The organism is Microbulbifer donghaiensis (assembly GCF_900129095.1).
GTDB classification, from domain to species: Bacteria; Pseudomonadota; Gammaproteobacteria; order Pseudomonadales; family Cellvibrionaceae; genus Microbulbifer; species Microbulbifer donghaiensis.
Genome location: NZ_FQVA01000012.1, coordinates 1 through 22,117, shown reverse-complemented (window position 1 = coordinate 22,117; position 22,117 = coordinate 1). Strand labels below are relative to the sequence as shown.

Below are 22,117 nucleotides of genomic sequence, written 5' to 3'. Positions count from 1 at the left end.
GAAGCGCTCAATTCGAGCCAACTTGGCTGCTGCGTTCCTCTACCGCCGGGCAGTTCCAGTCTTTGATGCCGACACTGATAGTCGCGCTTTCATAGAGGCTGGAGCGTTGCGACGGTGCAGCATTGCGAATGGCGGCCCACGCCTGATAGGCGTTGCTTGACACTGGAATTCTTTCGATGAGCAGGGAATCCAGTTTCTCTGCACGTTCCTGTGCAGTCATTGTGGGGTAGCTTTCTGCTTTTACGAGATTTGCGAATTGTTCACAAAATATTTCGAAATTTCTATTTTCTTGGCTTGCGACCTGATCACTCATGGGTGTGCAGGCAGAAATTGTGATCAATATACAGAATATTATTCTGGATTTAATGTTCATTTCACCAAAATTTTTGGACAATAAAAGATAAGAGCCGCGGTAGCCCTACAAGATAGAAAATTACTTTCTAAAAGGCTTATTTTTAATATCCGTCCCATGACGAAATACGGCTTGCTCTACCTTCGTCGCTAATTCCTTTGGCTCAACTTCAGTCGAGAGCGGAGTTTTCTGCTTCTCGGCTGAATTCAAGTGCTTTTCATCTTTGCTATTGCCCATCTTCGTCATCCTCATCTGCAACCATTTTTCCGTCTTCTCTAGTCTTGCCGGAAGCTAAGTCCTTTGGCTCTTTCTCTATAGGAGTTTTTTTAAAGTGCTCTCGGTGCGCTCGCTTCACGGAGTCTTCTACGGAAATCGGCTTTCTGGGCTTTTTGTCCCTAATATCTGTAACTTTAGCCATGATCAAACTCTCCTAAACAGGTAGTCTCCGTCTCGCACGTAAACAAACCCATGATATTCGTAGTACTCTTTCACCCGCCCATTGATCGGGTTCATTATGCGTAATTCCTTAGCGCCAAGCATGTCAGCATAAGTCCGCATGGCCACGATGATGATATCAAAGACTGCGATTTCTCGATCCTCTGGGCTTGCCTCAATGAAGTCCAGCCGCAAACTTCCACAGTTATAAGTGGGGCGACCAAATGACAAGGCGTTGAGTTGCCCCTTGTTCCATACGGCACACTCAAAGCGCTTGGGATATCGGAATTTAAGATCCGGGTAGCTGCCTGCCCAGTTCCAATTAACCTGGCGCTCCGGGTGCCCAGACCAAGAATCGACGGCCCTTAAAACGGATTGATTTATGGTCGTTAATATCAAGTTCGGGTGGTCGCTCTTTAGATACTTTTGGGTGGCGGCTAGTACCATCTCCCTAATATGTTCGTAGCGCATTTCAGCGTCGATATGTGTTGCTAGCATTGATTCCTTTCTCCCATCCGTGAAGAAGGGATAATGCTACAGCGGCGCCAATTATCGGGGCAATGGCTTGGCGCAATATTTAGCAATAAAACATCATAATCAAAAAAGCCTCATTAACGAGACTTGGTTTCAGAATTCCTTATGCGGCACATACCATAAACTTGCTGGTGCATCTTCAACTACCGCCAGCAGTTGCACAGTTCTGTCGTCTTAGCTCCATCTACATGGGCGATATCAAAAGTTAGTGGCAGACGATGCGCATTCAACGCGCTTGAAGAACAGGGTCAGTGTAAATTATTGCGCTTCGGATGGGATGCGAAATTTAAGTTGTCACCTGCTTGGTGACACTTCATTCTGGTTTCGGCGGTTCGCGTGCCGGACGCAGCCAGAGGACCGGTGACATCATCCTGCGTGACTAAGCTGATTGCTGCCGAGCAAAAGAAGTCTTAATGCCTAAATGTAACGCTCGCCATATTTGGACGGATTTTGTTGAAGATCGATCCGGTCAGAAGATTCTAAGATCCCTCTCCAGTCGACGCCAGTGACCTTCCAGCATAGTTTTGTGCTCTGGATTCATCGGCGCCTGTTGGAGAAATTTCGGCCAAAGATTCCGTGCTTTTTCCAATGTGTCTTCCAGCTGCGGCTTTATTGCCCTCCAGGGTAGGCCGACAGATTTTGCCCATGTCTCAAAATGACCCAGCTGCATTCGGTACCAGTCTTTGCTGTCCGCCAGGTTGAGTGAAATCTGGCTTTCATCCGGAATATACGCCTGGGTGTAGACAATATCGTAGGCGGGGGCGAGCTCGGCGGTAATATGGTCGGGGTACAGCAGGCTCCAGTTCTTCAGGTGCGCGTCACCGTTGCCTAGCAAAATATTTACCAGCAAACGCCGCGCCAGCTGCTGGACATTGGCCAGCCGGCGGCCGCTAAATTGATAGAGCACTCGGCCAATTTGTTCGAAATTTGCGGCGCCGTATTTTTCGTGGGCGTACTTGAATAAGACTTGCGCAAAGTCTTCCGTGTGGATTCGCTGTCGCTGTGCATCGCGGTCGAAGCGGCGAATAGCGTATGCGTGGGTTTCATTGGGTAGGTTGATCGGGGGCAGGTCCTGCAACTGGTCCAGTGTTACCAGTCTCACCTCAGGTATTTCGACTCCGGCAAGTTCCGCCAATTTCATCGCCGTATACTCGTTGAGGGGGACATCTTTGTGGCGGGTGGAGGGCGTTTTTACAATCCATTCGCCGAGTCGGTCCGGTTGCGACACATTAAAGCGGCCATCGGCCTCGAACATCGAGAACTTCATTTGCACTCCCGCCAGGGAAAAGTGCGGCCTGCCATCCAGCACCATACGCGGCACAGGCTCTATGCGCGTGCGGTGATTCAATACCCCCGTTGGAATCTCCTCTGGCGCTACCGGCTCCGCCATCAGGGCGCCGGGCAGGTCTGCGGCGAGCTGGGCAAATAGCGGGAATTCATTGTCCCTATGCACCTTGAGCATCTGCGCAAACCAATCTCGCAGGGCCCCTTCCGGCAGTAAGTTGGACAGCACCGGGTGCAGGCGCTGCTGTTTCATCCAGGGCGTTGCGAATAGGCTCTTGCTCGCCGGGTGCTCGGCGATACCCGACAGCGTCAGGGTTGGCCGCTGGGGATTGGCGACATAGTCCGGATCAAACACGAGCACATTTTTGCCGCCCTGATATCCCGCCAGATGGCCAACTGTGGCGCCGTGTAATGAAAGCTTCAGTACCTCAACGGCTTCTGTCTCCAATTCCCTTTCCCCTTGCTAACCTTGCCGCTATTCCAGAATGTCGGACCAAGGGTCCTCATCCGCTTTAGCGCCTTTCTTGCCGGCTTTGCTATCGGGGCTCCCTGCCCGCAAGAGTTCTCTGACCGCGCGCAGCTTCTCCTTTGGCACCAATACCAGCTCCGCATCCAGTCCCTCCGCCACCAGCTCCAGCGTGTCCAGACGCGGGTTCCCTCCAGCTTCTATCCGCTGATACTGCTGCTGCTTCATGCCGATACGCAGCTTCATATCCTTCTGCTGCAAGCCCAGTGCGAGGCGGCGCTGTTTAATTTGCGAGATCAATTTCAAGATCGTTGCCCGGAGAAACAATAGTTAGGTTGTTTGGAGTCTATATACAGCTTTTTAGTTGTTCAAATAGCAAAATACAACTAATAAGTTGTAATTCCCTATATGGTAGATTTTTGAAGCCGATGTACAACGTATATGTTGTATTTCCGCTGGTAGTTAACTCATTTTCAGAACGCTCCTCAGTCCACCAGTCACCGCCGCGCTGGTGTCCCATACGACCGCCCCATGAAATCCCGCCACGCGCGGCGGCGCCTACTGGTTGAACACCTACGCCCTGGACCAGCGCCCGCTGTACGAACTGCCGGCCCTGTCCCTGCACGAAGGCGTGCCCGGCCACCACCTGCAGGGCGCGCTGAGCCAGGAACTGGAAAACGTCCCCGACTTCCGCCGCAACCTCTACCTCAGCGCCTTCGGCGAGGGCTGGGGCCTCTACTCCGAACGCCTCGGCAAGGAGATGGACGATATCTACACCACCCCCTACGAACACTTCGGCCGCCTCAGCTACGAAATGTGGCGCGCCGCCCGCCTGGTGATCGACACCGGCATCCACTCCCAGGGCTGGGCCCGCCAGCAGGCACTGGACTTCCTCTCCGACAACACCTCCCTGTCAGATGCCAACGTGCGCGCCGAGGTAGACCGCTATATCTCCTGGCCGGGGCAGGCGCTTTCTTACAAGATGGGGGAGATCAAAATTCGCGAATTGAGAGAGAAGGCTGAGGAGGCGCTTGGGGGTCAGTTTGATTTGCGCGAGTTCCACGATGCGGTGTTGGCGAATGGGGCTTTGCCGATGGAGATGCTGGAAGAGCAAATGGAGCGGTTTATCGATCAGGCTCAGAAATCATGAGCGCCAGTCGATGGAGGCTGTCAGATCTTCGAGCCTCGCAGCCGATGAGGTCGACCCAGTACGACTGGAGAGACAGTGTCTCCCGGATTGGAAAGGCCTAATAATGAGAAAGTAGGTGGAGGGGCGAGCCCTCCGCCTAGGTTTTAACGCCGCCGCTTAGGCACCCGGATCGGGAAGACCTTGCCCTTTTTGGGGCGAATGATCTTGCCGTTTTTCCGGATGTAAGGGCGGAAAATGATTTCATAGTCAGCGTCTTTACGTGCCATGGGCTCAATCTCCGCAGCATGGCCTTGGAAACTCCAGCTTGAATAATTGCGGGGCGAAGACTAGAGTTCGCCCTGCAATGGCAAGATTGCAAGCGTCAGAGAGGGGTGGGCCGCCATGGTGAGTCCACCTCTTTTGCGCACCTCCCGGCTCGGGCTGCAACCCGAGTCGGGAATCCTTCGGGCCTCCAGCCCACTATTTCTTCCTAATTCTGTTAGCTAGACCACATAGTCCTATCAGCTATATGGGATCAGCTTACCCATCAAGTTGACGAAAATCAACTTAACTGTAAAATCGTCAACCTGAAGTTGATTATAACTACAATGAAATGACAGTTGTCACTTTGGGAGGTAGGTATGTTGCATGAGCGTATAAAGCGTGCGCGCATCCTCAAAGGGCTCTCTCTCCAGCAGGTGGCGGATGCGCTGGGGGATATCACCAAGCAGGCTCTTTCCAAGTACGAAAAAGGAAAAGATGCCCCGAATTCCACCCGTTTGATCAGGCTGGCTGATGTTCTGGGGGTAAAGCCCGAGTACTTTTTCCGCCAGAGTGAGGTGGTACTTGGAAGTGTGGACTTCCGGAAACACTCTACTTTTGGCAAACGCCAGCAGGATTCGGTAAAGGAACAAGTGCGGGAGCACCTGGAGCGCTACCTGGCTGCAGAGTCACTATTTGAGCTGGAGCCGGAGGGGTTAGGGGCCCGCGTGTGGCTGCATTCTATAGATGTAGAATCCCCGGAAGAGGCGGAAAAAGCCGCCGAAACCATACGCCAGCGATGGAATCTGGGCACCAACCCTATTGCCAACCTGACCGAAGCCCTGGAAGAACATGGGGTCAAGGTCATTGGCTTGAAGGCGCACGAGCGGTTCGATGGTCTCTGCACCGAGATCAACAACGGTAGAGATGCCGCCATCGTATCCAACCTGGAAAGGCCCGGAGAACGGCAGCGGTTCAATCTGGCCCACGAGCTCGGCCACTTAGTTATGCGCTTTCCAGAAGAAATTCACGGCACCGATATCGAAGAAAAGCTGTGCCACCGTTTCGCTGGCGCATTCCTGTTTCCAGGGGATCAGGTGATTGAGGCATTCGGGGAGCACCGCGGCCGGATTTTTATTGATGAGTTCCTGTTGGCCAAGCGGGAATGGGGTATTTCTATTCAGGCCATTCTGCGCCGGCTTTACGATCTGAACATCGTCTCTCAGGCCGTTTATCAGTCCACTTTCCGATTCTGGTCGAGTCGTGGCTGGCGGAGGAGCGAGCCGCAGCCCCTTGCTAGTGAAGAATCATTTAGATTGCGGCAGCTGGTATACCGCGCATTGGCGGAGGAGCTGGTAACTCCATCCCGGGCTGCGGAGCTGTTGAATACCGATTTGGAAGAAATAGAAAAAGTAATTGCCAATGTAGGGCCAGATGACGGAGACCAGGATGTCGACGAAGGTTCTGGTCTCTGATACCAATATCTGGATTGATTTACACCACGGAGGCCTGCTGGAGCTGGTTTTTCAGTTGCCTTTTGAATTTGTAACGACTGACTTCGTTCAGAATGAGCTGCGCCAACCGCCAGGTGCGGACCTTGTCAACCTGGGGCTTCAAGTTGTGGAATTGAGTGGCCAGGAAGTCGCCGGGCTCTATGCCTTGAAGGGAAAGTTAGGTAACTCGTCGCTAGCCGATGTGTCTTGTTATTACGTAGCCGATAAGCAGGGTTGGACCCTATTGACAGGCGATGGCGCGCTGCGCAAATCCGGAAAAGCGGCAAAGCTGGATGTTCGAGGAACGCTCTGGCTGATGGATCAGCTTTTTGAGCGTAATTTGATAGATAGCCAGCACCTCGCCGAATCTTTGCAGGCGATACGTGATTGCGGAGCTCGTTTACCTGATCACGAATGTGAAGCCCGGATCGAAGCCTGGGCCGGGGAAAATTGACTGTCCGGGGTGCCGGAATCTTCGGCGCCCCGGGAAGTCTTAATGTATAAACGGGGCGCGCTCAAGGAAGCGGTGCGTCCCCAATGATCTTCTGCGCCATATCATCTAACCGCCGTTTAGTTTTTTCCCACTGTGGCATTACCTGCTGCATCAGTCGGTAGAAGCGCTCACTGTGGTTATGCTCGGCGATATGACAGAGCTCGTGAAGTATCACGTAGTCGATACATTCTCGCGGAGCTTTGACCAGATGCGGATTGAGTGTCAAGCGGCCGTTGGGTGAACAGCTACCCCACTGAGTTTGCATGGTCAAAATACGCAGGGGCGGGCGTTCGTTTACCCACAGGGCCTGATCGAGCATGGCGTCGAGGCGCTTGGCGAAGATCTCTTTCGCACGCGCCTTGTACCAGTCGCTGAGCAGCCGCTGTACCTTCTCGCTACTCTTTTGTCGGATAGTCACTTCCAACTTGCCGCGCAACAGTTTTACCCCCTGAACCTGGTTGGGTGCTTCGCCAACTTTGAGCAGATACTGCCTGCCGAGGTAGTAGTGGCTTTCACCGCTGACATACTGGCGGGGCGTCAGATGTTCCAAGCGCGTGCGGAAGTCGCGGAGCTGCTTATAGATCCAGCGTCCGCGTTTTTTAACGGCAGCTAGCACTTCAGCATCGTCAGTCTGTACCGGTGCGGCGACTTGTATACGACAATCCGGATGCACTTTGATTAACAATCGGCGCACATTTTCTGTGCGCGCTAGCCGCTCGAAATAAATTCGTTCGTCGCCATAGTTGAAGCTAAGTTTACGGCCGGAATTTATTTTCTTATGAATAGCAACGCTCATAGGGCTTAAATACCACTTAAACCAACGCGGGTGATCTGTACCACCCATTCAACAATCGCTTTGGCCTGGTTCATGCCGCCGCCAATCGCTTTGCACTCTTTGAACATCATCGGCAGCAACTGCTTGCGAATATCGGCTTCAATGTGTTGCGGGTTAATTGAGTTCTCCGCGACGGATCTTTCCACAACCTCATCTACCACAAATGCCAGCTTTGCCCACTTATCCTGAACTTGTGGGTCGCCGACCGAAAATGCTTCGGGCAGTGTCTTCTTGAATACACCGAAGTAGGCTTGTGCGTGCCGATTGCCAGCAAAGATATCGGGGATGTCGTCGAGACGACGCTCCCGCACCTGTTCTTCAAACTCGCGGAACAGCATGTATTGCTTGAGCGGATGATCGAACAGTTTCTCCGTCTCCTCGATCGCTTGGCGCAGCAGCTTGGAAAAGGCCTCTTGTGCGTAGGGATCATCCCGCAGTTCGTGCTCGATCATTTTGGTGACGCGCGTCGTGATAATGTCCGTCTCGTTGCGGGTCTTCTCTTCGCTCCACTCCTCTGGCTCTTGCTTTTGCCCCATCTTACCGACTTCGTAAACCCCATCCGGTTCCTTTACGTCCACACCCACCACATGCTTGTCCAGCAGCTTCTTTACCTGTTCAGCATATTGGTCGTAATTGATGGTCTCACCGGCATCCTGCCTTACCAGCTGGCGCAGGCTGGAGAATTGTTTGACGGTTTCCTTGTAGTGCCTGCGGTCGGCCTCTGTGAAGCTCTTGTCCTCAAAGAAAGTGGCCGATTGCAACGCTATTTTTAGGCAGCTGGCGAATTCGGTTAGAGCTTCGTAGAAGTCTTCCCGCACCTTTAAATTGATATCCACCAGCTCGCCATTGCGCTCCTGCATTTTGGGCACTAGAACCTGACGCAGCTGTTCTATATCGTTTTTGTTCTTTACCTCGCTGAATATCGCCCAGAGTTCTTGGTACAGCCGCGGCAACCGTTTGTACTCGGTGCTCATCTGACTGTAGAGGCCGGCGATATCGTCAAGATCGTAGCCGCCCTGAGTTCGGGACGCGAGATCCTGATACTTGGCAATGGTGATGTCCAGCTCGGACAGAATGCCGCGATAGTCGATTAGTAATCCAAACTTCTTCTGCGGATGTAGGCGGTTGACTCGCGCAATCGCCTGGATCAGGTTGTGCTCTTTCAGTGGCTTATCGATATAGAGCACGGTGTTCTTGGGTTCGTCGAAGCCGGTGAGCAATTTGTCGACCACGATTAGTATCTTGAGTGACTCGTCTTGCTCAAAACGCTCAATCAGTGCCTTGGTGTACGCCTGCTCATCGCTGGAGCCAACGTTCTCCTTCCACCATTTTTGTACTTCCGGCATTGTCGCTTCATCCACATCGGTATTTCCCTCCCGGGTATCCGGTGGACTCATCACTACTGCCGACTCGAATAAGCCGGCCTCGTCCAAATACTTCTTGTATTTGATGGCGGAGGCCTTGCTGTCGCAGGCCAGCTGGCCTTTTAGGCCCTCGTCGATGTTCTTGACAAAATGATTGGCGATATCCAGTGCTATTAGGCGGATACGGTCATCGGCGCTGTAAACTTGGCCTTTTTTGGCGAACTTGCGCTTCAGGTCTGTTCGCTGTTCGTCGGTCAGTCCCTCGGTGATGCGTTCGAACCAGCTGTCGATTGCGCGCTCATTCACGTCGAGATCCGGGATGCGCTCTTCGTACAGCAATGGGGTTACCGCCCGATCCTCCACCGCGCGCTGCATGGTGTAGGCATGAACGATTGGGCCAAATTTACTTCTAGTCTTGTCGTCTTTGAGTAGCGGCGTCCCGGTAAAGGCCAAAAAAGCGGCATTCGGCAGTGCCTGTTTCATACGGATATGGTTTTCGCCGCCCTGGCTGCGATGCCCCTCGTCAATCAGCACGATAATGTTGGCGCTGGTGTTGACGCATTCGGGTTGCTTGGTAGCCGAATTAAACTTCTGAATCAGTGAGAAGATAATCCGTTCCGAGCCCTTGCCGATCTGCTCTGCCAGGCGCCTACCGGAAGTGGCCATGGCCGCTTCCTTGTCCTTTTTGCCCGCCAACTCGCCGCCGGAAGCAAAGGTATTGCTGAGCTGGGTTTCCAAATCGACACGATCGGTGACCACCAGGATGCGGCTCTGCTTCAAGCTATCGTGCAGTATCAGTGCCTTGCTCAGGAAAACCATCGTAAAGGACTTACCGGAGCCGGTGGTATGCCAGATGACGCCACCCTCACGACCACCATCCGGACGCTTCGTGTTGATCCGTTCGATTAGCCGCTTAATACCGAATACTTGTTGATAGCGGGCGACAATCTTGCCGGCCTTTTTATCGAATAGGGTAAAAAAGCGGATCATCTCCAATAGACGCGGCGGCTGCAGCAGGCTGATCAACAGCTGATCCTGGCCGGTAACGGCGAGATCACCACCGGCGATTAAGGTCTGATACCAGTCGAGATCACGGGCGTTGCGGTGATCGAACAGCGCGGAAATGTGCCCGTCCGTCAGCTTCGTATTTTTAATCGCCAGCATCTCGGCGTCGGAGATGTCCTCCTCGCGCCAGGCGGCCCAGAACTTGGCCGGAGTGCCGCAAGTGCCGTAGCGACCTTCGACGCCGTTGATGGATAACAGCAACTGGCTGTAGGCGAACAGCAGCGGGATTTCGTCGGGACGTTGGTTGCGCAGGCTCTGAGAAATACCTTCGTCAATCGTCGGGCCTTTCTTGGCGTTGCCGTCTGGGCGCTTAGCCTCGATGACTGCCAGCGGGATGCCGTTAACGAAACAGACGATATCCGGCCTGCGGTTCTCGATACCGCCGGACCGGGTGACGGTAAACTCCTCGGTAAACACATAACTGTTATTGGCTGGATTGTGCCAGTCGATCAGAGCGACCGTGGGGTTGGCCTTCTTGCCGTCGACAAACTCGGTCACGGAAATTCCGTACAACAAGTGGTTGTACAGCCGTTCGTTGGCAAGCCCCAGCCCTTCGTTGAGCGCCGGGCTGCACACTTCCGCAATGAGATTGTCGACAGTCTTGGCAGATAGCGAGTGTTCGGCACCGGCAAATAAGAAGCGGCGCTTTGCCAGCTCAGTGCGCAAAATGTCGCGCAGCACGACTTGATCGTATTTGCCACCACGCGCTGCTAGAGCTTGGTTAGGTGGGAGGAAGGTCCAACCCAGGCCGCTCAATAAGGTCAGCGCCGGAAGCTTCGCACTGTACTCTTCCTGGAATTTGGGCGTTGCCGTGTAATCCATTGGCGCCGTTATCTCCTGCGATCAGATCAAAAAGTTGCAGCCGTTATATCGTTTCTTGCATCAAGCAGCCACGCAAGCCGGGAAAGTTATTCAGCCACTCGCCCGTCACCAGCTGCCGTGTTTTTAAGTTGAACGGCACCGCCCATAGGTGCAGGTCACGGGAAAAACTGAAACGGGGCAGGGCAGACTGGAAGTCTGCATGCGCGGGATAGATCAGGGCCATATGGCCCGTACCGTCCATATATTGAAGACCGTAGGCGTAGAGTTGGTAGATATCCGCTTGGCTCAAGTTGTACTTGGCGTCTCCACTGGCCTGCTGGCTATCCAACAGCTTCCACTTGGTGTCCATCACCGCAGTAAGCGGGTTCCTTGACGGCGGTATACGTGTTTCTAGCAGCAAGTCTGGCTTCAACTGGAACCAGTTGCATTCACCGTGCGCCCCGGCAGGTTGGTGCTTCAGCAGATACTTGTCGCAGGCCTGGGTGCGCAGACGGGTGTTTGGCGCCAGCTCCGCCCCCAGCCAGTGCGCCACGTAGTTCTCAAACAGGCGCTCCATCGGGAATAGTAATGCGATACCGCGGTGGCTGCCCTGCTGGAAGCTTGGATTGAGCTTTTCCAGTACTAGATGACACCAGGGCTTTACGCCGTCATAGGTCTGCATCAGCTTGCCCGACTGCCACTTGGGCAGCTCAGACAGTGGGTTGCGACATGGTGTTATCACTGCCAGCTGGTGGGCCAGCTCATTGGCCAGCCGCCAGTTGTCCGGGTTGCGGGTCAGTTTGAGCACACAGTCGAGTGCGGTTCTCAACAGTCGGTTTTCAATGCGCTGCGGGCTGTAGATATCGTGTTGGATATGAAACCAGGTGGCCCTGTCCGGAGTCTGGCGGCACTGCCGTGTCTGGTCCAGGCGCCCGCGGATAAAGCGGCTCTCTTCCTCCACCCGCTGGTAGTCGAAACGAAGCCCACGGCGCACAAGCTGGCTGAGGTGATCGAGAAATTGCCTGAAGATCCACTCGTGCAGCGGCGTCTGCAGGCGTTGCAGGATGGCCGGCCCCGCTTCCCGGGGCTTGAGTTGCATACTGGTGGCGAGCATGTCCCGCAGCAGCTGCCGGTTCTCACGTATCTGAGGCGCGGACGGCAACTGTCGATGGGTTTTCGGCAGTACCTCAATACTCTCGCCGCTAGGGCTCTGCAAGTAGCCCACATAGCTGCCAAGTTTGACACTGTGCCGCCCGCTCTCGTGCAGCAGTTTGCCTTTCTGACTTTGCTGCAGCTCCTGCAGCCAGCGCAGTGTCACTTCGGACACCAAGCCCAGATCCATACTGGGCGTGTAGCCGCGCTTACTGGTCAGGATGGCATATTCACGAATCTGGATCATGATTCCGCATCTACGGTTGCTTCCTCATGAGTTGCACCTGCTTCTATAGGATTTCGCGTGCTCACCAAGATGCCACGGTAAGCATCGGGCTGGCTTAACGCCTCGCCGTTCACATAGAAGCGACGTTCGCTGATCTGCTCCCTAATACTCGTATGGAACAGCTTATCCAAGCTACGTTCGCCGCCATCGAGTATAAAGCGTTGCGTCTTTGGTTTGGCGGGATCGTTCAAGACCCAGCTGATACGCTCCCAGTCGTCGAAGAAGTACTCCTGCAATAGCGGTATGATCTGTTTTTCAAAAATTCGCGTTAAGCCCGCTTCACGTTCCTTAGCGCTTGTCATTTTGAGTAGCGGAAAGAAGTAACTGTGACCGATTAGATGATCTCTATCTAAAAGTACTTCAATGCGCTGGTTAATTACCGAAAGCATTTCACCGATATCGACTCCATGCACCTTGACGCCTTCAAGAAGCTGCGGCTCGGGTGGCATTTCTTTGAAGCTGAAACGGCGGCGCAGGGCGAGGTCCAGCTGTGCCAGCGATTTGTCGGCCGTATTCATCGTGCCGATTACATAGACGTTTTCTGGTACGGAAAATGTTTCTTTGGAGTAGGGGAGGACCACTTTTCGTGCATCTTCCGCACCCTTGCGCTTTCCAGGTTCCAGCAAAGTAATTAACTCGCCAAAAATTCTGGAAATATTGCCGCGATTGATCTCATCGATAATAAAGACATAGTTAGGCTTCTTCTCGGTATCATGTGGCCTATCAGTTGGTGGCCAATCGATAAGTGTTGCTGGCTCAATAGAGTCATCGGTAGGGAGAGAGTAGTCTTGCTTTTTCAGCTCTACCTTTAAGTCATCCCAACTGATCCTGTCGAGTTCATAAACGGTCTGTTGAACCAATCGCCTATTGCCATTTATGGGCAAGATGTGGAAGTTTATGTCTCGCAGAATCCAGTTTACATTTCTGACATGTGCATATTCGACCTCATCATCTCGATTGGCGGCATCGTCAAACCAATAGTCAGAGGTCACTATGCCGATAGCTTGTACTGTTTCTGCGTCTTTCAGACAGAGCAGTACGTCACCTACTTTCATTCTTTCGGAGAAATTGCGGATGGTGCTCCTGTTCTTACTTTTTTGTTGATCCCAGTAAGCTTGCTCATCGTCTGTTCGATCTTCGTAGTCCACCGTCAAATCGCCAGTGGAATTCCATCCGATACGCGCTTCGCCATTGTTGAAATAGCGCTGCCGCATTTCGACTTCATGACGGCGGCCAATGGAAATCTTCCAGATGGTGGGCGCCGTTGCTAATCCAATTGCACCTCCGGATTTTATTGAACGATCAGCCTCTGTGCATATCCTTTTGAAAACGCCGCTTTCTACTTTGTAACGGATGTTATTGTCATCCTTTTCCGTTGAAGCCCGGATTCCCTCTATAAAGTCTTCATAAGAGAAGCTCTGATGGAAAGTAGTGAAGACAATACGATTGTCCGCTACCAGCTCGTCATAGCGCTGCTTGAGCGCACTGTGGGAGGGAATGCCGTCCTGCTCATCGGACTGTTCCTGATACCACTCAGGGTCGGCAATTTTTACGGCCAAGTTAGTGGTGCTATAGGTCTTGCCGGTGCCCGGCGGGCCGTAGAGGATCTGGTTAAGCGGCATGCGGTTGACCGCAACGATTTCCTCAACATCGTCATCGTCATTATCTTTTCTCGGCTTTACTGCGTCGTTACCGGGGTTGATTCCTAGCTCCTCGCTGTACAGCGCCTCCATAAAGCCAAACGGCGTGAGTTCAGCGTTGAATTGCTGTTTTGCCTGTTCATAGTACTGGGTTAACAGGCGCATACGGGCAAATGGCTGATTTTCCTTGGGGATATCGTTTTTCGGATATCCCAGAGCTTCCAGGAAAATACCCAAATGATTACTGGATGAAATCGGAATAACATCGTCCGGATGGTACACAGCAAGTATTCTGAGTTTGCGGCCGGCACCCATGATGTGCAGGGGTTCGACGTTCGCCTTGGAAAAAATCTCATCTGCATTATCGAGCCAGCTGTAGTCGCTCCTGGCGTCGGCGTTGGCGATAACGCTGTGCAGTTTCATCGTATATTGCAGCGCGCCTTCCGGCCCCAGGTGCGTCAAGGTGCGATGGGTAAAAATACCGCCGCTCTTGTCTTTATAAAGGACATGGCCACGGGCGTTACCCGGGGAATAACGACCCAGAGTCTTTTCCAGGCCCCGTTCCAGCCACCAGCAGAAATTGCCCTGTATGGAATTCTTGCCCATGCAGTATTGGTCGAGCGTCAAGTTACGGATTTCTTCAGCGGGAAATTGCTCGATAAAATTTTTATAGGTTTCGTTATTTCCTGTTCTCTTTTCGTATAAGCCGCCAGTCTTGACGATCTCGCCGAGGCGAGAAAATACTTCAGATTTAAAATCTAATTCCATGTGAAATTACCCTTGTCGAACTTCTTATTTTTGTTGCTGATTAGAAGGGCTGTTATCTATCCCATACCCTTGCAGTTTCTGAGTCAAAGAAAGTGACGTCTAGCGGATATCTTGTGTGCCTCATAGCGGCTAATTCTTTAGCTCTTTGCATTATTGATTTATTAATTGTGCTGTTTGGATCGCCGAAAATTCCAACATAAAGTTTCCGGAATCTGCCTCTTGCCAACCTGGTAAGAATATGGTCGTCATTTTCAGCTAATGAATGGCCGAAAATGAAAAAGCAATGTGCGATTGTCTGGGCATTAGCGGTAAGTACCTTAAACCCCTGGTAAAGGTATGCATTGTGTCGAATCTTGTTCTTTTTCTGGGTGCTTGTGCCTTCAGCAACAAAGAGCGGGTATTTATCGTCGCTGATCGCTCGTCGTGCTTGATCTACCAAGCGCTCCCCACTACGAATCCAGGTATATTTCTGAAGCTCAGACCCTGAATCAAAAAGATGTAGAGCGCCATGAAGGAAAAATATGTTTGCGCTATGCGCGGCTGTTTCGCCCTGCCATACAACATAATCAGCTTCTGGTAGGTCTTCGTCATTTCCGAAACTATCATTTCTCTTCAACTTTATTCGATCCTCATCGAAGGGGTTCCCCTCGTTCATGAGAGTCCAATACAAAAGAAGGTCGTAGTTTAAGGTGAATACATATCCGCCTTTGTGGGCGTCTGCGCCTATGAAATAGTTTAGGAACGTGCGACAAGACCAAAATTTATTTTCATCTATGTCATTCGGTGAGGCTGGGTGGGCTCCGGCTATGGTGGTTACCAGTAGATCTTTTAAGGCGGCAGCATGCGCTGCCATTTTTTCTCCGCCTGCTGCTTCATCCGATGTGTATATTGGCAGAATTTTGGCGCCATTCTCCAGTGCTTTGATGGCTTCTTCGAAGTCTTGTGTATTGAGCGCCTCAAACACTAACTTGGCTTCGGGGATCGCAGAAAAATCTGCTTGTCCAAAAAGTGATGCGTAATGAAATATATCTGCGCGGCAGGCAATGCTAAACCCATTGCCTAACAGTAAGTGACGCTTAGAAAATCTCGCGGAGTCTAAGATGGCATCATCAAAACTTATTATTTCATCCATGCTCGAAGTCCGTTGCAATTTGCACTCTCCGCTTACCTGTTAGCAATTGCTGCATCAGAGCCTTCTTTTCCCGCTTCAGGCAATCCACTTTTATTTGCAGGGTTCGTACTTCTTGGTCGGCCAAATTAAGTATCGAAGCTATTTTTTGTTGTTCTTTTATTGGTGGAAGATCAATTTTCAACCCGAAAAAATCTGCTGGCTTGACGTTGAGCAGTCCATGAGCACGGCCACCCTCGTGGGCGATTTGAGTCAATCCGCGGTTCAATATTCCGGATTCAAAGAAGTGCTCAAAGTAGTCGCTGTCCGCGGGTGAGTTATCTTTCAATTCGAAACAAATGTACAGCGTAGTTACTACACCGTAGTCATAGCGATTTAGGCGCTTAATCGCGCCCATCGGATAGCCATTCGAATAGCTTTTGTTATAAGCGAATTGGCCATTTTTTAGTAAGAAGTAACCATCGAGTGTTTCAGAAGCTACTGTTTTCTTAAAAAATTCTTCTTGGCGAATCAATCCATGCTGTCCAGAGATGGTCACAACATTTGTATTGTGTTGGGTATTTTTTTTCGTTACACGATTAAATACCTCTCCTAAAGCTACCTTTCTCCACTTCTCCTGGAAATCAGGAAGCCGCTCTTTTCCGGTCAGCAGATTCTGCATCAGCGCTTTTTTCTGACGCAGACTGTTAGTAAGTAGTTGTTCGGTAGCGGCGATCGCCTTGTCCCAAGTGGAGAGAATTTGAGATATTTTATTTTGTTCTTCGATTGGTGGTATAAGAACAGGAAACTCTTTTAGCTGCGTAGAGTTTATGCTGGCCAGGTTCGTACTTTTCTTAGCACAACTCAAAAAATAACTTTTTCCATAATGGCTTCCAGAAAGTGACGCGAGATAATATGGAATGAGTTTTGACGTTTTAACTCGTACTGCGAAAACATGGTTTTGGTTTAGGCAAGGATTAATTTGACCGCGCCAGACATCTCCCCGTCCCAACTTGTCAAAATCGCCACCTTCTGTCATCAAAACATCACCGGCCTTGAGTGAGTAACGCTCAAGTTGCGATCGTTCTATTTGTATGGTCTTAACTTGGGTTAGATCTATATGACCATCCTGGACATTCGCAACACGGAGATATGGCACCTCAATAGGATCTTTAAGGTTACTCTTTCCCTTTGCAACGCCTGTGCGAATCTCTGCAACATCACAAAGGGGCTTTCGCTCCCAACCATTAGGCACCATAACCAAGCTCCTCTAAAAACTTGGTCATTTCCCCTTCCAGCTCGTTGAGTTGGGCCCTTAGCCGCTCGCGCTCGGCGCGCACTGCCAAGAGGTCGATCTCCTCCTCTTCCTCAAAGGTATCCACATAGCGTGGAATATTCAGGTTGTATTCGTTTTCGCGGATCTCGTCGAGATCGGCCACATAGGCATACTTGTCCACGTCGGCGCCGGTCTCATAGGTGGCGACGATCTTGCGGATATTGTCCTCGGTCAGCAGGTTCTGGTTCTTACCGGCCTTGAATTCGCGGCTGGCGTCGATAAACATCACCGAGTCGTCGGCCTTGTTGCGGCTGAAGATCAGGATGGCGGCGGGAATGCCGGTGCCGTAGAAGAGCTTTTCCGGTAGGCCGATCACCGTGTCCAGCAGGTTTTCCTCGATCAGCTGCTTGCGGATCTTGCCCTCACTGCTGCCGCGGAACAGTACACCGTGGGGCACCACCACACCCATGCGCCCGCTCTTCGGTTTCAGGGTCTCGATCATATGCAGGATAAACGCGTAGTCACCCTTGGTTTTCGGCGGCACGCCGCGGCGGAAGCGGCCGAACTTGTCGTGCTCGGCTTCGTCATGGCCCCATTTGTCCAGGGAGAAGGGCGGATTGGCGGTGACGATATCGAACAGCATCAGGTCGCCGTTCTTGTCCAGCAGCTTGGGGTTGCGGATGGTGTCGCCCCACTCAATCTTGTGGTTGTCCTCGCCGTGCAGGAACATATTCATCTTCGCCAGCGACCAGGTGGAGCCGATGGCCTCCTGGCCGTAGAGGGCGTACTGCTTACTGTTGTGCTTGTCCACTACCTTTCGGCCGCATTTCATCAACAGCGAGCCGGAACCACAGGCGGGGTCGCAGATACTGTCGCCCGGCTGCGGGTCCAGCAGTTCAGCAATCAGGTCGGACACTTCCGGTGGGGTGTAGAACTCGCCGGCCTTCTGGCCGCCGCTGGCGGCGAAGTTCTTGATCAGGTATTCGTAGCCGTTGCCGATCACATCCAGGCTGCCGACGCGGCTGGGCTTGAGGTTGAGCTCGGGTTTGGCGAAGTCTTCCAGCAGGTGGCGCAGGATGGTGTTCTTCTGCTTCTCCTCACCGAGCCTGTCGGTGTTGAAGGAGATATCCTGGAATACGCTCTTGCCGGCATCCTTCAGCTTGGTGCCGTTGGCCTCCTCGATCGCGTGCAGCGCCTGGTCGATGCGCTCGCCGTTGCCGGGCTCGTGGCGGCGCTCCCACAGGGCGTAGAAGCTGGCACTCTTCGGCAGCACAAAGCGCTCGTTTTTCATCATCTCTTCGAGCAGCTCCGGCTCGTCGCCGTACTCGGCCTGATAGGCCTCATAGTGATCCTGCCAGACATCGGAGATGTACTTGAGGAACAGCATGGTGAGGATAAAGTCTTTGTAGGTGTCGGCGCTGATGGTGCCGCGGAAGGTATCGCAGGCATTCCACAGTGCTTTATTGATGCTGTCCTGATTGATCTTGTCGTTCATCTGGTTACTTCTCGCATACCAGGGCAGAGGGCCCTTTTAAATTCTGTGCAGATGGCGCATTTGGAAGGCTGCTTTTGTTCGGTGCCGCTGGGCGGATGCAGTCTTGTTATGGGGCGCGTTCGCTTAATCCATCGATTCTACAGTGGATTGTGAAGGGGTTCACGCTGGCCTGAGGGGGTATGTTGGCTGGATGAATTGCAGGCAAAAAGAGTGATGTTTGAACAGGTTGCCGGTCGAGCTCTGAAGCAGCTAATTGATCGTGAATGCGAGGCTGCACACTTAGCTGTATGAATAGCGCATCAATACAATATCGCGCCCTTGTTTTTGGTAGGTATTGAACCGATCAAGGATTGCTGAAGGCTGCCCATGCTTATCTACCTCAGCAAATCCCAGCGACCGGTAAAATGGCACCAAGTTTTTATAGGGGAATGTGAAGGTGTTATCGCCAAAAGCCTCCGCCATGCTGTGTAGCAGCATGCGGGCGACGCCCTGGCCACGGTAATCCTCCACAACGGCCACCCCGGCCAGCAATTGGCACTCCGTTAACTGCCTTAGGCAACCGCAAGCAATGATCTGGTTTTGCTCGTCCCTGATCACCATGCAGGGATCATGGCGCCGTGCTTTGCCGCGGAATTTATGCGTGCGGTAAAATTTGTTGGCCAGTGGTATCTCTGCGTCGGAGAGCCAGTGCGCCGAAAACTTCTGATTGTCACTCATCTATGCCGCGCCAAATCTGCCCAACCTGCCAACGCCCGCTGAAGGTCTGTTACTGCCGCGCACTGGTCCATATCGCCAATCGGATCAAGGTCCTGATCATACAGCACCCCCTGGAACAGAAGCACCCGTTCAACACCGGGCGCATGGCGCACCTGTGCCTGGAGAATAGTGAGTTGGTGGTGGCGGAGAGTTTGCCTGAGGTGGAGCTGGCGCGGTTGCTGGCGCCGCGTTCGGCTTTGCTCTACCCGTCGCTGGAATGGCTGCCGGCGGTGGAGCAGGTGGAGGCCGGCACGCCGCAGGCCCGGGAGCTGGAGCAGTTGGTGGTGATTGATGCTACCTGGCGCAAGTCCAAGAAGATGTTGCATCTGCATCCGGTGTTGCAGCGGTTGCCGCGGGTTAGTTTTGAGGGGGAGTTGCAGTCCAATTACCAGGTTCGTCATTCCTCGTTGGCCAATAGTTTGTCGACGTTGGAGAGTATTGTGGTGGCTATGGGGCAGTTGGAGCCGGAGGGGGATTTTTCGGGGATGTTGAGGCCGTTTGAGAGGATGATTGCGCTGCAGAAAGGGAGTTTTTAGGTGGGTTGGTGGGCGCGCTGTGCTTTGCCCATCCTACGGGGTGGCGCTGGATCCTGCCATCTCTGGGCTTTTGCTGGACTCCGGCCTGCGCCGGAGTGACGACAGTGGTTTGTTCCGGTGTGGGCTTTTCCTGGGGTCGGGCGTGGGATTCGCTGCTTTAGCGAGTCGCCGGAGTGACGGGAGAGGTTTATTCCGGGATGGGGAGACGGAGTGGGGCTAAAACTGGATAATGCGCGCCTCAATTTTATGGCTCGCCACAGCCTCCAGCCCCGGTAGTCCGCAATGGAAATTAACGTCAACTTTCTCGATAACCTCCGGCTCGAAGCCAAGTTTGATGACTTCACCGTCATCACCGACCAGCCGATCCGCTACAAGGGCGACGGTTCGGCGCCGAGCCCGTTCGACTACTTCCTGGCGTCCTCTGCGCTGTGTGCGGCTTACTTTGTTCGCGTTTACTGCCTGTCGCGCGATATCCCGACCCACAATATCCGCCTGTCGCAGAACAATATTGTCGATCCGGAAAACCGCTACAACCAGATCTTCAAGATCCAGGTGGAGCTGCCAGAGGATATCTCCGAGAAAGACCGCCAGGGCATACTGCGCTCCATCGACCGTTGCACGGTCAAGAAGGTGGTGCAGACCGGCCCCGAGTTCCAGATCGAGACGGTGGAGAACCTCGCCGAGGACGCCCAGGCGCTATTGATGGTCCAGCCGGACGCCGAGCACCGCACCTTTATCGAGGGCAAGGACCTGCCGCTGGAGCAGACCATCGCCAATATGACGAAGATCTTGGCGGACCTCGGCATGAAGATCGAGATCGCCTCCTGGCGCAATATCGTGCCGCACGTGTGGTCGCTGCACATCCGCGATGCCGCCTCGCCCATGTGCTTTACCAACGGCAAGGGCGCCACCAAGGAGGCCGCGCTGTGTTCGGCGCTGGGCGAGTTTATCGAGCGCCTGAACTGCAACTTCTTCTACAACGACCAGTTTTTCGGCGAGGAAATCGCCAACAGCGAGTTCGTGCATTACCCGAACGAGAAATGGTTTGTGCCGGGGCCGGACGACGAATTGCCGGACGGCATCCTCGATGACTATACGCTCGCAATTTACAACCCGGACGGCGAGCTGGCCGGCTCCAACCTGATCGACACCAACTCCGGCCGCGCGGACCGCGGCATCTGCTCGCTGCCGTTTGTGCGCAAATCCGACGGCGAGGTGGTGTATTTCCCTTCGAACCTGATCGAGAACCTGTTCCTCAGCAACGGCATGAGTGCCGGCAATACGCTCGCCGAGGCGCAGGTGCAGTGCCTGTCGGAAATCTTCGAGCGCGCGGTGAAGAAGGAAATTATCGAACAGGAAATCGCACTGCCGGATGTGCCGCGTGAGGTACTGGAACAGTATCCCGATATCTGTGAGGCCATCGTCGAGCTGGAAAAACAGGGCTTCCCGATCCTGGTCAAGGATGCGTCCTTGGGCGGCCAGTTTCCGGTGATGTGCGTGACGCTGATGAACCCGCGCACCGGCGGTGTGTTCGCCTCCTTCGGCGCGCACCCGAGTTTCCATGTGGCGCTGGAGCGCAGCCTGACCGAACTGATGCAGGGCCGCAGCTTCGAGGGCCTGAACGATGTGCCGCCGCCGACATTCAACAGCCTGGCGGTGACCGAGCCGCAAAACTTTGTCGAGCACTTTATCGATTCCACCGGCGTGGTTTCCTGGCGCTTCTTCAGCGCCAAGCCGGACTACGACTTCGTCGAGTGGGATTTCTCCGGCGAGCACAAAGACACCAACGCCACCGAGGCCACCCACCTGTTCGATATCCTCGAGGAGATGGGCGAAGAGGTGTACATGGCCGTGTACGAAGACCTGGGCGCGGCGGCCTGCCGTATCCTGGTGCCCGGCTATTCCGAGGTGTACCCGGTGGAGGACCTGATCTGGGACAACACCAACAAGGCGCTGGGTTTCCGCGAGGATATCCTCAACCTGCATTCCCTCGGCGACGACGCGCTGGAAGATCTGGCGGAGCGTCTGGAAGAGAGCCAGCTCGATAATTACGAGACGATCATCAACCTGATCGGTGTCGAGTTTGATGAGAACACCGTGTGGGGCCAGTTAACCATCCTCGAGCTGAAGTTGCTGATCTATCTGGCGCTGCAGCGCCACGAGGAAGCGCTGGAACTTGTGGAAACCTTCCTGCAGTACAACGACAACACGGTCGAGCGCGGGCTCTTCTACCAGGCGGTGAATGCGGTACTGGAAATCGCCCTCGATGACGAACTCGAGCTGGAAGATTATCTAGCCAACCTGCAGCGCATGTTCGGCGAGGAAGTCATGGCTGCGGTGGTCGGCTCGGTAAACGGCAGCGTGCGCTTCCACGGCCTGACGCCGACCAATATGCAGCTGGAAGGCCTGGATAAGCACCTGCGCCTGATCGACAGCTATAAAAAACTGCACGCGGCGCGTGCGGCGAAAATGGGTGGTTGATTCCCCATGTAGGAGCCTGCTTGCAGGCGAACAGCGGTTGGAGCAGTGCCCACCATTTTTCGCCTGCAAGCAGGCTCCTACAGAATGCACATGAATTGATGTCAGAG

At 53.4% G+C, this 22,117-nt stretch carries 19 protein-coding genes and 1 pseudogene; 5 read left to right on the top strand and 15 right to left on the bottom strand.

The window, feature by feature from the left end; genetic code table 11:
* Nucleotides 1-7: 7 nt before the first annotated feature.
* The 6 genes from BUC36_RS18400 to BUC36_RS18380 all read right to left on the bottom strand — a co-directional run bounded on the left by BUC36_RS18400 (nucleotide 8) and on the right by BUC36_RS18380 (nucleotide 3,371).
* Entirely contained in the window at nucleotides 8-313 is a 306-nt protein-coding gene (locus tag BUC36_RS18400) for a hypothetical protein (RefSeq protein WP_073277948.1), read from the bottom strand.
* A gap of 120 nt (nucleotides 314-433) precedes the next feature.
* Nucleotides 434-589: a hypothetical protein gene (locus tag BUC36_RS19015; protein WP_159436046.1), complete on the bottom strand. Its 156-nt coding sequence runs from the start codon at nucleotides 587-589 to the stop codon at nucleotides 434-436.
* Nucleotides 579-770, bottom strand: a complete 192-nt coding sequence (locus BUC36_RS18395) for a hypothetical protein (RefSeq protein ID WP_073277946.1) — start codon at nucleotides 768-770, stop codon at nucleotides 579-581. Before BUC36_RS18395 ends, BUC36_RS19015 begins: the two co-directional genes overlap by 11 nt.
* 2 nt (nucleotides 771-772) lie before the next feature.
* A complete protein-coding gene (locus BUC36_RS18390) occupies nucleotides 773-1,285 on the bottom strand; it encodes a hypothetical protein (protein WP_073277944.1) in 513 nt (170 codons plus the stop codon).
* 505 nt (nucleotides 1,286-1,790) lie between these two features.
* Nucleotides 1,791-3,053, bottom strand: a complete 1,263-nt coding sequence (locus tag BUC36_RS18385; protein WP_073277941.1) for a type II toxin-antitoxin system HipA family toxin — start codon at nucleotides 3,051-3,053, stop codon at nucleotides 1,791-1,793.
* A gap of 27 nt (nucleotides 3,054-3,080) precedes the next feature.
* Nucleotides 3,081-3,371, bottom strand: coding sequence for a helix-turn-helix domain-containing protein (locus BUC36_RS18380; RefSeq protein ID WP_234995065.1), 291 nt, complete (start codon nucleotides 3,369-3,371; stop codon nucleotides 3,081-3,083).
* Between the two features lie 256 nt (nucleotides 3,372-3,627).
* On the opposite strand from BUC36_RS18380, the pseudogene BUC36_RS18375 reads away from it, so the two are divergent.
* Nucleotides 3,628-4,221: pseudogene (locus tag BUC36_RS18375) on the top strand (DUF885 domain-containing protein); the annotation flags it as partial.
* 143 nt (nucleotides 4,222-4,364) lie between these two features.
* On the opposite strand, the gene BUC36_RS19345 reads toward BUC36_RS18375, so the two are convergent.
* Entirely contained in the window at nucleotides 4,365-4,487 is a 123-nt protein-coding gene (locus BUC36_RS19345) for a hypothetical protein (RefSeq protein WP_268778230.1), read from the bottom strand.
* 354 nt (nucleotides 4,488-4,841) lie between these two features.
* Between BUC36_RS19345 and BUC36_RS18370 the strand changes: the two genes are divergently transcribed.
* Nucleotides 4,842-5,936, top strand: coding sequence for a helix-turn-helix domain-containing protein (locus BUC36_RS18370; protein WP_073277937.1), 1,095 nt, complete (start codon nucleotides 4,842-4,844; stop codon nucleotides 5,934-5,936).
* A complete protein-coding gene (locus BUC36_RS18365) occupies nucleotides 5,911-6,408 on the top strand; it encodes a PIN domain-containing protein (RefSeq protein ID WP_073277964.1) in 498 nt (165 codons plus the stop codon). The genes BUC36_RS18370 and BUC36_RS18365 overlap by 26 nt, the downstream gene beginning before the upstream one ends.
* Nucleotides 6,409-6,469: 61 nt before the next feature.
* Here the strand turns inward: BUC36_RS18365 and BUC36_RS18360 are convergent, their stop codons facing one another.
* The 8 genes from BUC36_RS18360 to BUC36_RS18325 all read right to left on the bottom strand — a co-directional run bounded on the left by BUC36_RS18360 (nucleotide 6,470) and on the right by BUC36_RS18325 (nucleotide 18,954).
* Nucleotides 6,470-7,243, bottom strand: coding sequence for a M48 family metallopeptidase (locus BUC36_RS18360; RefSeq protein ID WP_073277935.1), 774 nt, complete (start codon nucleotides 7,241-7,243; stop codon nucleotides 6,470-6,472).
* 5 nt (nucleotides 7,244-7,248) lie between these two features.
* The gene (locus tag BUC36_RS18355) at nucleotides 7,249-10,533 is read right to left on the bottom strand and encodes a type I restriction endonuclease subunit R (RefSeq protein ID WP_073277933.1); all 3,285 of its coding nucleotides are present in this window, start codon (nucleotides 10,531-10,533) and stop codon (nucleotides 7,249-7,251) included.
* Between the two features lie 43 nt (nucleotides 10,534-10,576).
* Nucleotides 10,577-11,911 (bottom strand): McrC family protein, encoded by a 1,335-nt coding sequence (locus tag BUC36_RS18350; RefSeq protein WP_073277931.1) that lies wholly within the window; start codon nucleotides 11,909-11,911, stop codon nucleotides 10,577-10,579.
* On the bottom strand, nucleotides 11,908-14,358 hold the full coding sequence (locus tag BUC36_RS18345; protein WP_073277929.1) for an AAA family ATPase: 2,451 nt from the start codon (nucleotides 14,356-14,358) through the stop codon (nucleotides 11,908-11,910). The genes BUC36_RS18350 and BUC36_RS18345 overlap by 4 nt, the downstream gene beginning before the upstream one ends.
* A 52-nt stretch (nucleotides 14,359-14,410) precedes the next feature.
* A complete protein-coding gene (locus tag BUC36_RS18340; RefSeq protein ID WP_073277927.1) occupies nucleotides 14,411-15,490 on the bottom strand; it encodes a DUF4917 family protein in 1,080 nt (359 codons plus the stop codon).
* Nucleotides 15,483-16,724: a restriction endonuclease subunit S gene (locus BUC36_RS18335; protein ID WP_073277925.1), complete on the bottom strand. Its 1,242-nt coding sequence runs from the start codon at nucleotides 16,722-16,724 to the stop codon at nucleotides 15,483-15,485. The genes BUC36_RS18340 and BUC36_RS18335 overlap by 8 nt, the downstream gene beginning before the upstream one ends.
* Entirely contained in the window at nucleotides 16,714-18,237 is a 1,524-nt protein-coding gene (locus tag BUC36_RS18330; RefSeq protein WP_073277923.1) for a type I restriction-modification system subunit M, read from the bottom strand. Before BUC36_RS18330 ends, BUC36_RS18335 begins: the two co-directional genes overlap by 11 nt.
* 279 nt (nucleotides 18,238-18,516) lie before the next feature.
* Nucleotides 18,517-18,954, bottom strand: a complete 438-nt coding sequence (locus tag BUC36_RS18325) for a GNAT family N-acetyltransferase (RefSeq protein WP_073277921.1) — start codon at nucleotides 18,952-18,954, stop codon at nucleotides 18,517-18,519.
* A gap of 2 nt (nucleotides 18,955-18,956) precedes the next feature.
* Here BUC36_RS18325 and BUC36_RS18320 point away from each other — a divergent pair, with 2 nt between their 5' ends.
* Together BUC36_RS18320 and BUC36_RS18315 are read left to right on the top strand one after the other, a co-directional pair.
* On the top strand, nucleotides 18,957-19,529 hold the full coding sequence (locus BUC36_RS18320; protein ID WP_073277919.1) for a tRNA-uridine aminocarboxypropyltransferase: 573 nt from the start codon (nucleotides 18,957-18,959) through the stop codon (nucleotides 19,527-19,529).
* A gap of 282 nt (nucleotides 19,530-19,811) precedes the next feature.
* Nucleotides 19,812-22,010: an OsmC domain/YcaO domain-containing protein gene (locus BUC36_RS18315; RefSeq protein ID WP_073277917.1), complete on the top strand. Its 2,199-nt coding sequence runs from the start codon at nucleotides 19,812-19,814 to the stop codon at nucleotides 22,008-22,010.
* Nucleotides 22,011-22,117: the final 107 nt, after the last annotated feature.

Bases quoted from the DNA above. Each gene is read 5' to 3' on its own strand.
- BUC36_RS18400 (WP_073277948.1), bottom strand. From the start codon at position 313: ATGAGTGATCAGGTCGCAAGCCAAGAAAATAGAAATTTCGAAATATTT.
- BUC36_RS19015 (WP_159436046.1), bottom strand. From the start codon at position 589: ATGGGCAATAGCAAAGATGAAAAGCACTTGAATTCAGCCGAGAAGCAG.
- BUC36_RS18395 (WP_073277946.1), bottom strand. From the start codon at position 770: ATGGCTAAAGTTACAGATATTAGGGACAAAAAGCCCAGAAAGCCGATT.
- BUC36_RS18390 (WP_073277944.1), bottom strand. From the start codon at position 1,285: ATGCTAGCAACACATATCGACGCTGAAATGCGCTACGAACATATTAGG.
- BUC36_RS19345 (WP_268778230.1), bottom strand. From the start codon at position 4,487: ATGGCACGTAAAGACGCTGACTATGAAATCATTTTCCGCCCTTACATC.
- BUC36_RS18370 (WP_073277937.1), top strand. From the start codon at position 4,842: ATGTTGCATGAGCGTATAAAGCGTGCGCGCATCCTCAAAGGGCTCTCT.
- BUC36_RS18365 (WP_073277964.1), top strand. From the start codon at position 5,911: ATGTCGACGAAGGTTCTGGTCTCTGATACCAATATCTGGATTGATTTA.
- BUC36_RS18360 (WP_073277935.1), bottom strand. From the start codon at position 7,243: ATGAGCGTTGCTATTCATAAGAAAATAAATTCCGGCCGTAAACTTAGC.
- BUC36_RS18355 (WP_073277933.1), bottom strand. From the start codon at position 10,533: ATGGATTACACGGCAACGCCCAAATTCCAGGAAGAGTACAGTGCGAAG.
- BUC36_RS18350 (WP_073277931.1), bottom strand. From the start codon at position 11,911: ATGATCCAGATTCGTGAATATGCCATCCTGACCAGTAAGCGCGGCTAC.
- BUC36_RS18345 (WP_073277929.1), bottom strand. From the start codon at position 14,358: ATGGAATTAGATTTTAAATCTGAAGTATTTTCTCGCCTCGGCGAGATC.
- BUC36_RS18340 (WP_073277927.1), bottom strand. From the start codon at position 15,490: ATGGATGAAATAATAAGTTTTGATGATGCCATCTTAGACTCCGCGAGA.
- BUC36_RS18335 (WP_073277925.1), bottom strand. From the start codon at position 16,724: ATGGTGCCTAATGGTTGGGAGCGAAAGCCCCTTTGTGATGTTGCAGAG.
- BUC36_RS18330 (WP_073277923.1), bottom strand. From the start codon at position 18,237: ATGAACGACAAGATCAATCAGGACAGCATCAATAAAGCACTGTGGAAT.
- BUC36_RS18325 (WP_073277921.1), bottom strand. From the start codon at position 18,954: ATGAGTGACAATCAGAAGTTTTCGGCGCACTGGCTCTCCGACGCAGAG.
- BUC36_RS18320 (WP_073277919.1), top strand. From the start codon at position 18,957: ATGCCGCGCCAAATCTGCCCAACCTGCCAACGCCCGCTGAAGGTCTGT.
- BUC36_RS18315 (WP_073277917.1), top strand. From the start codon at position 19,812: ATGGAAATTAACGTCAACTTTCTCGATAACCTCCGGCTCGAAGCCAAG.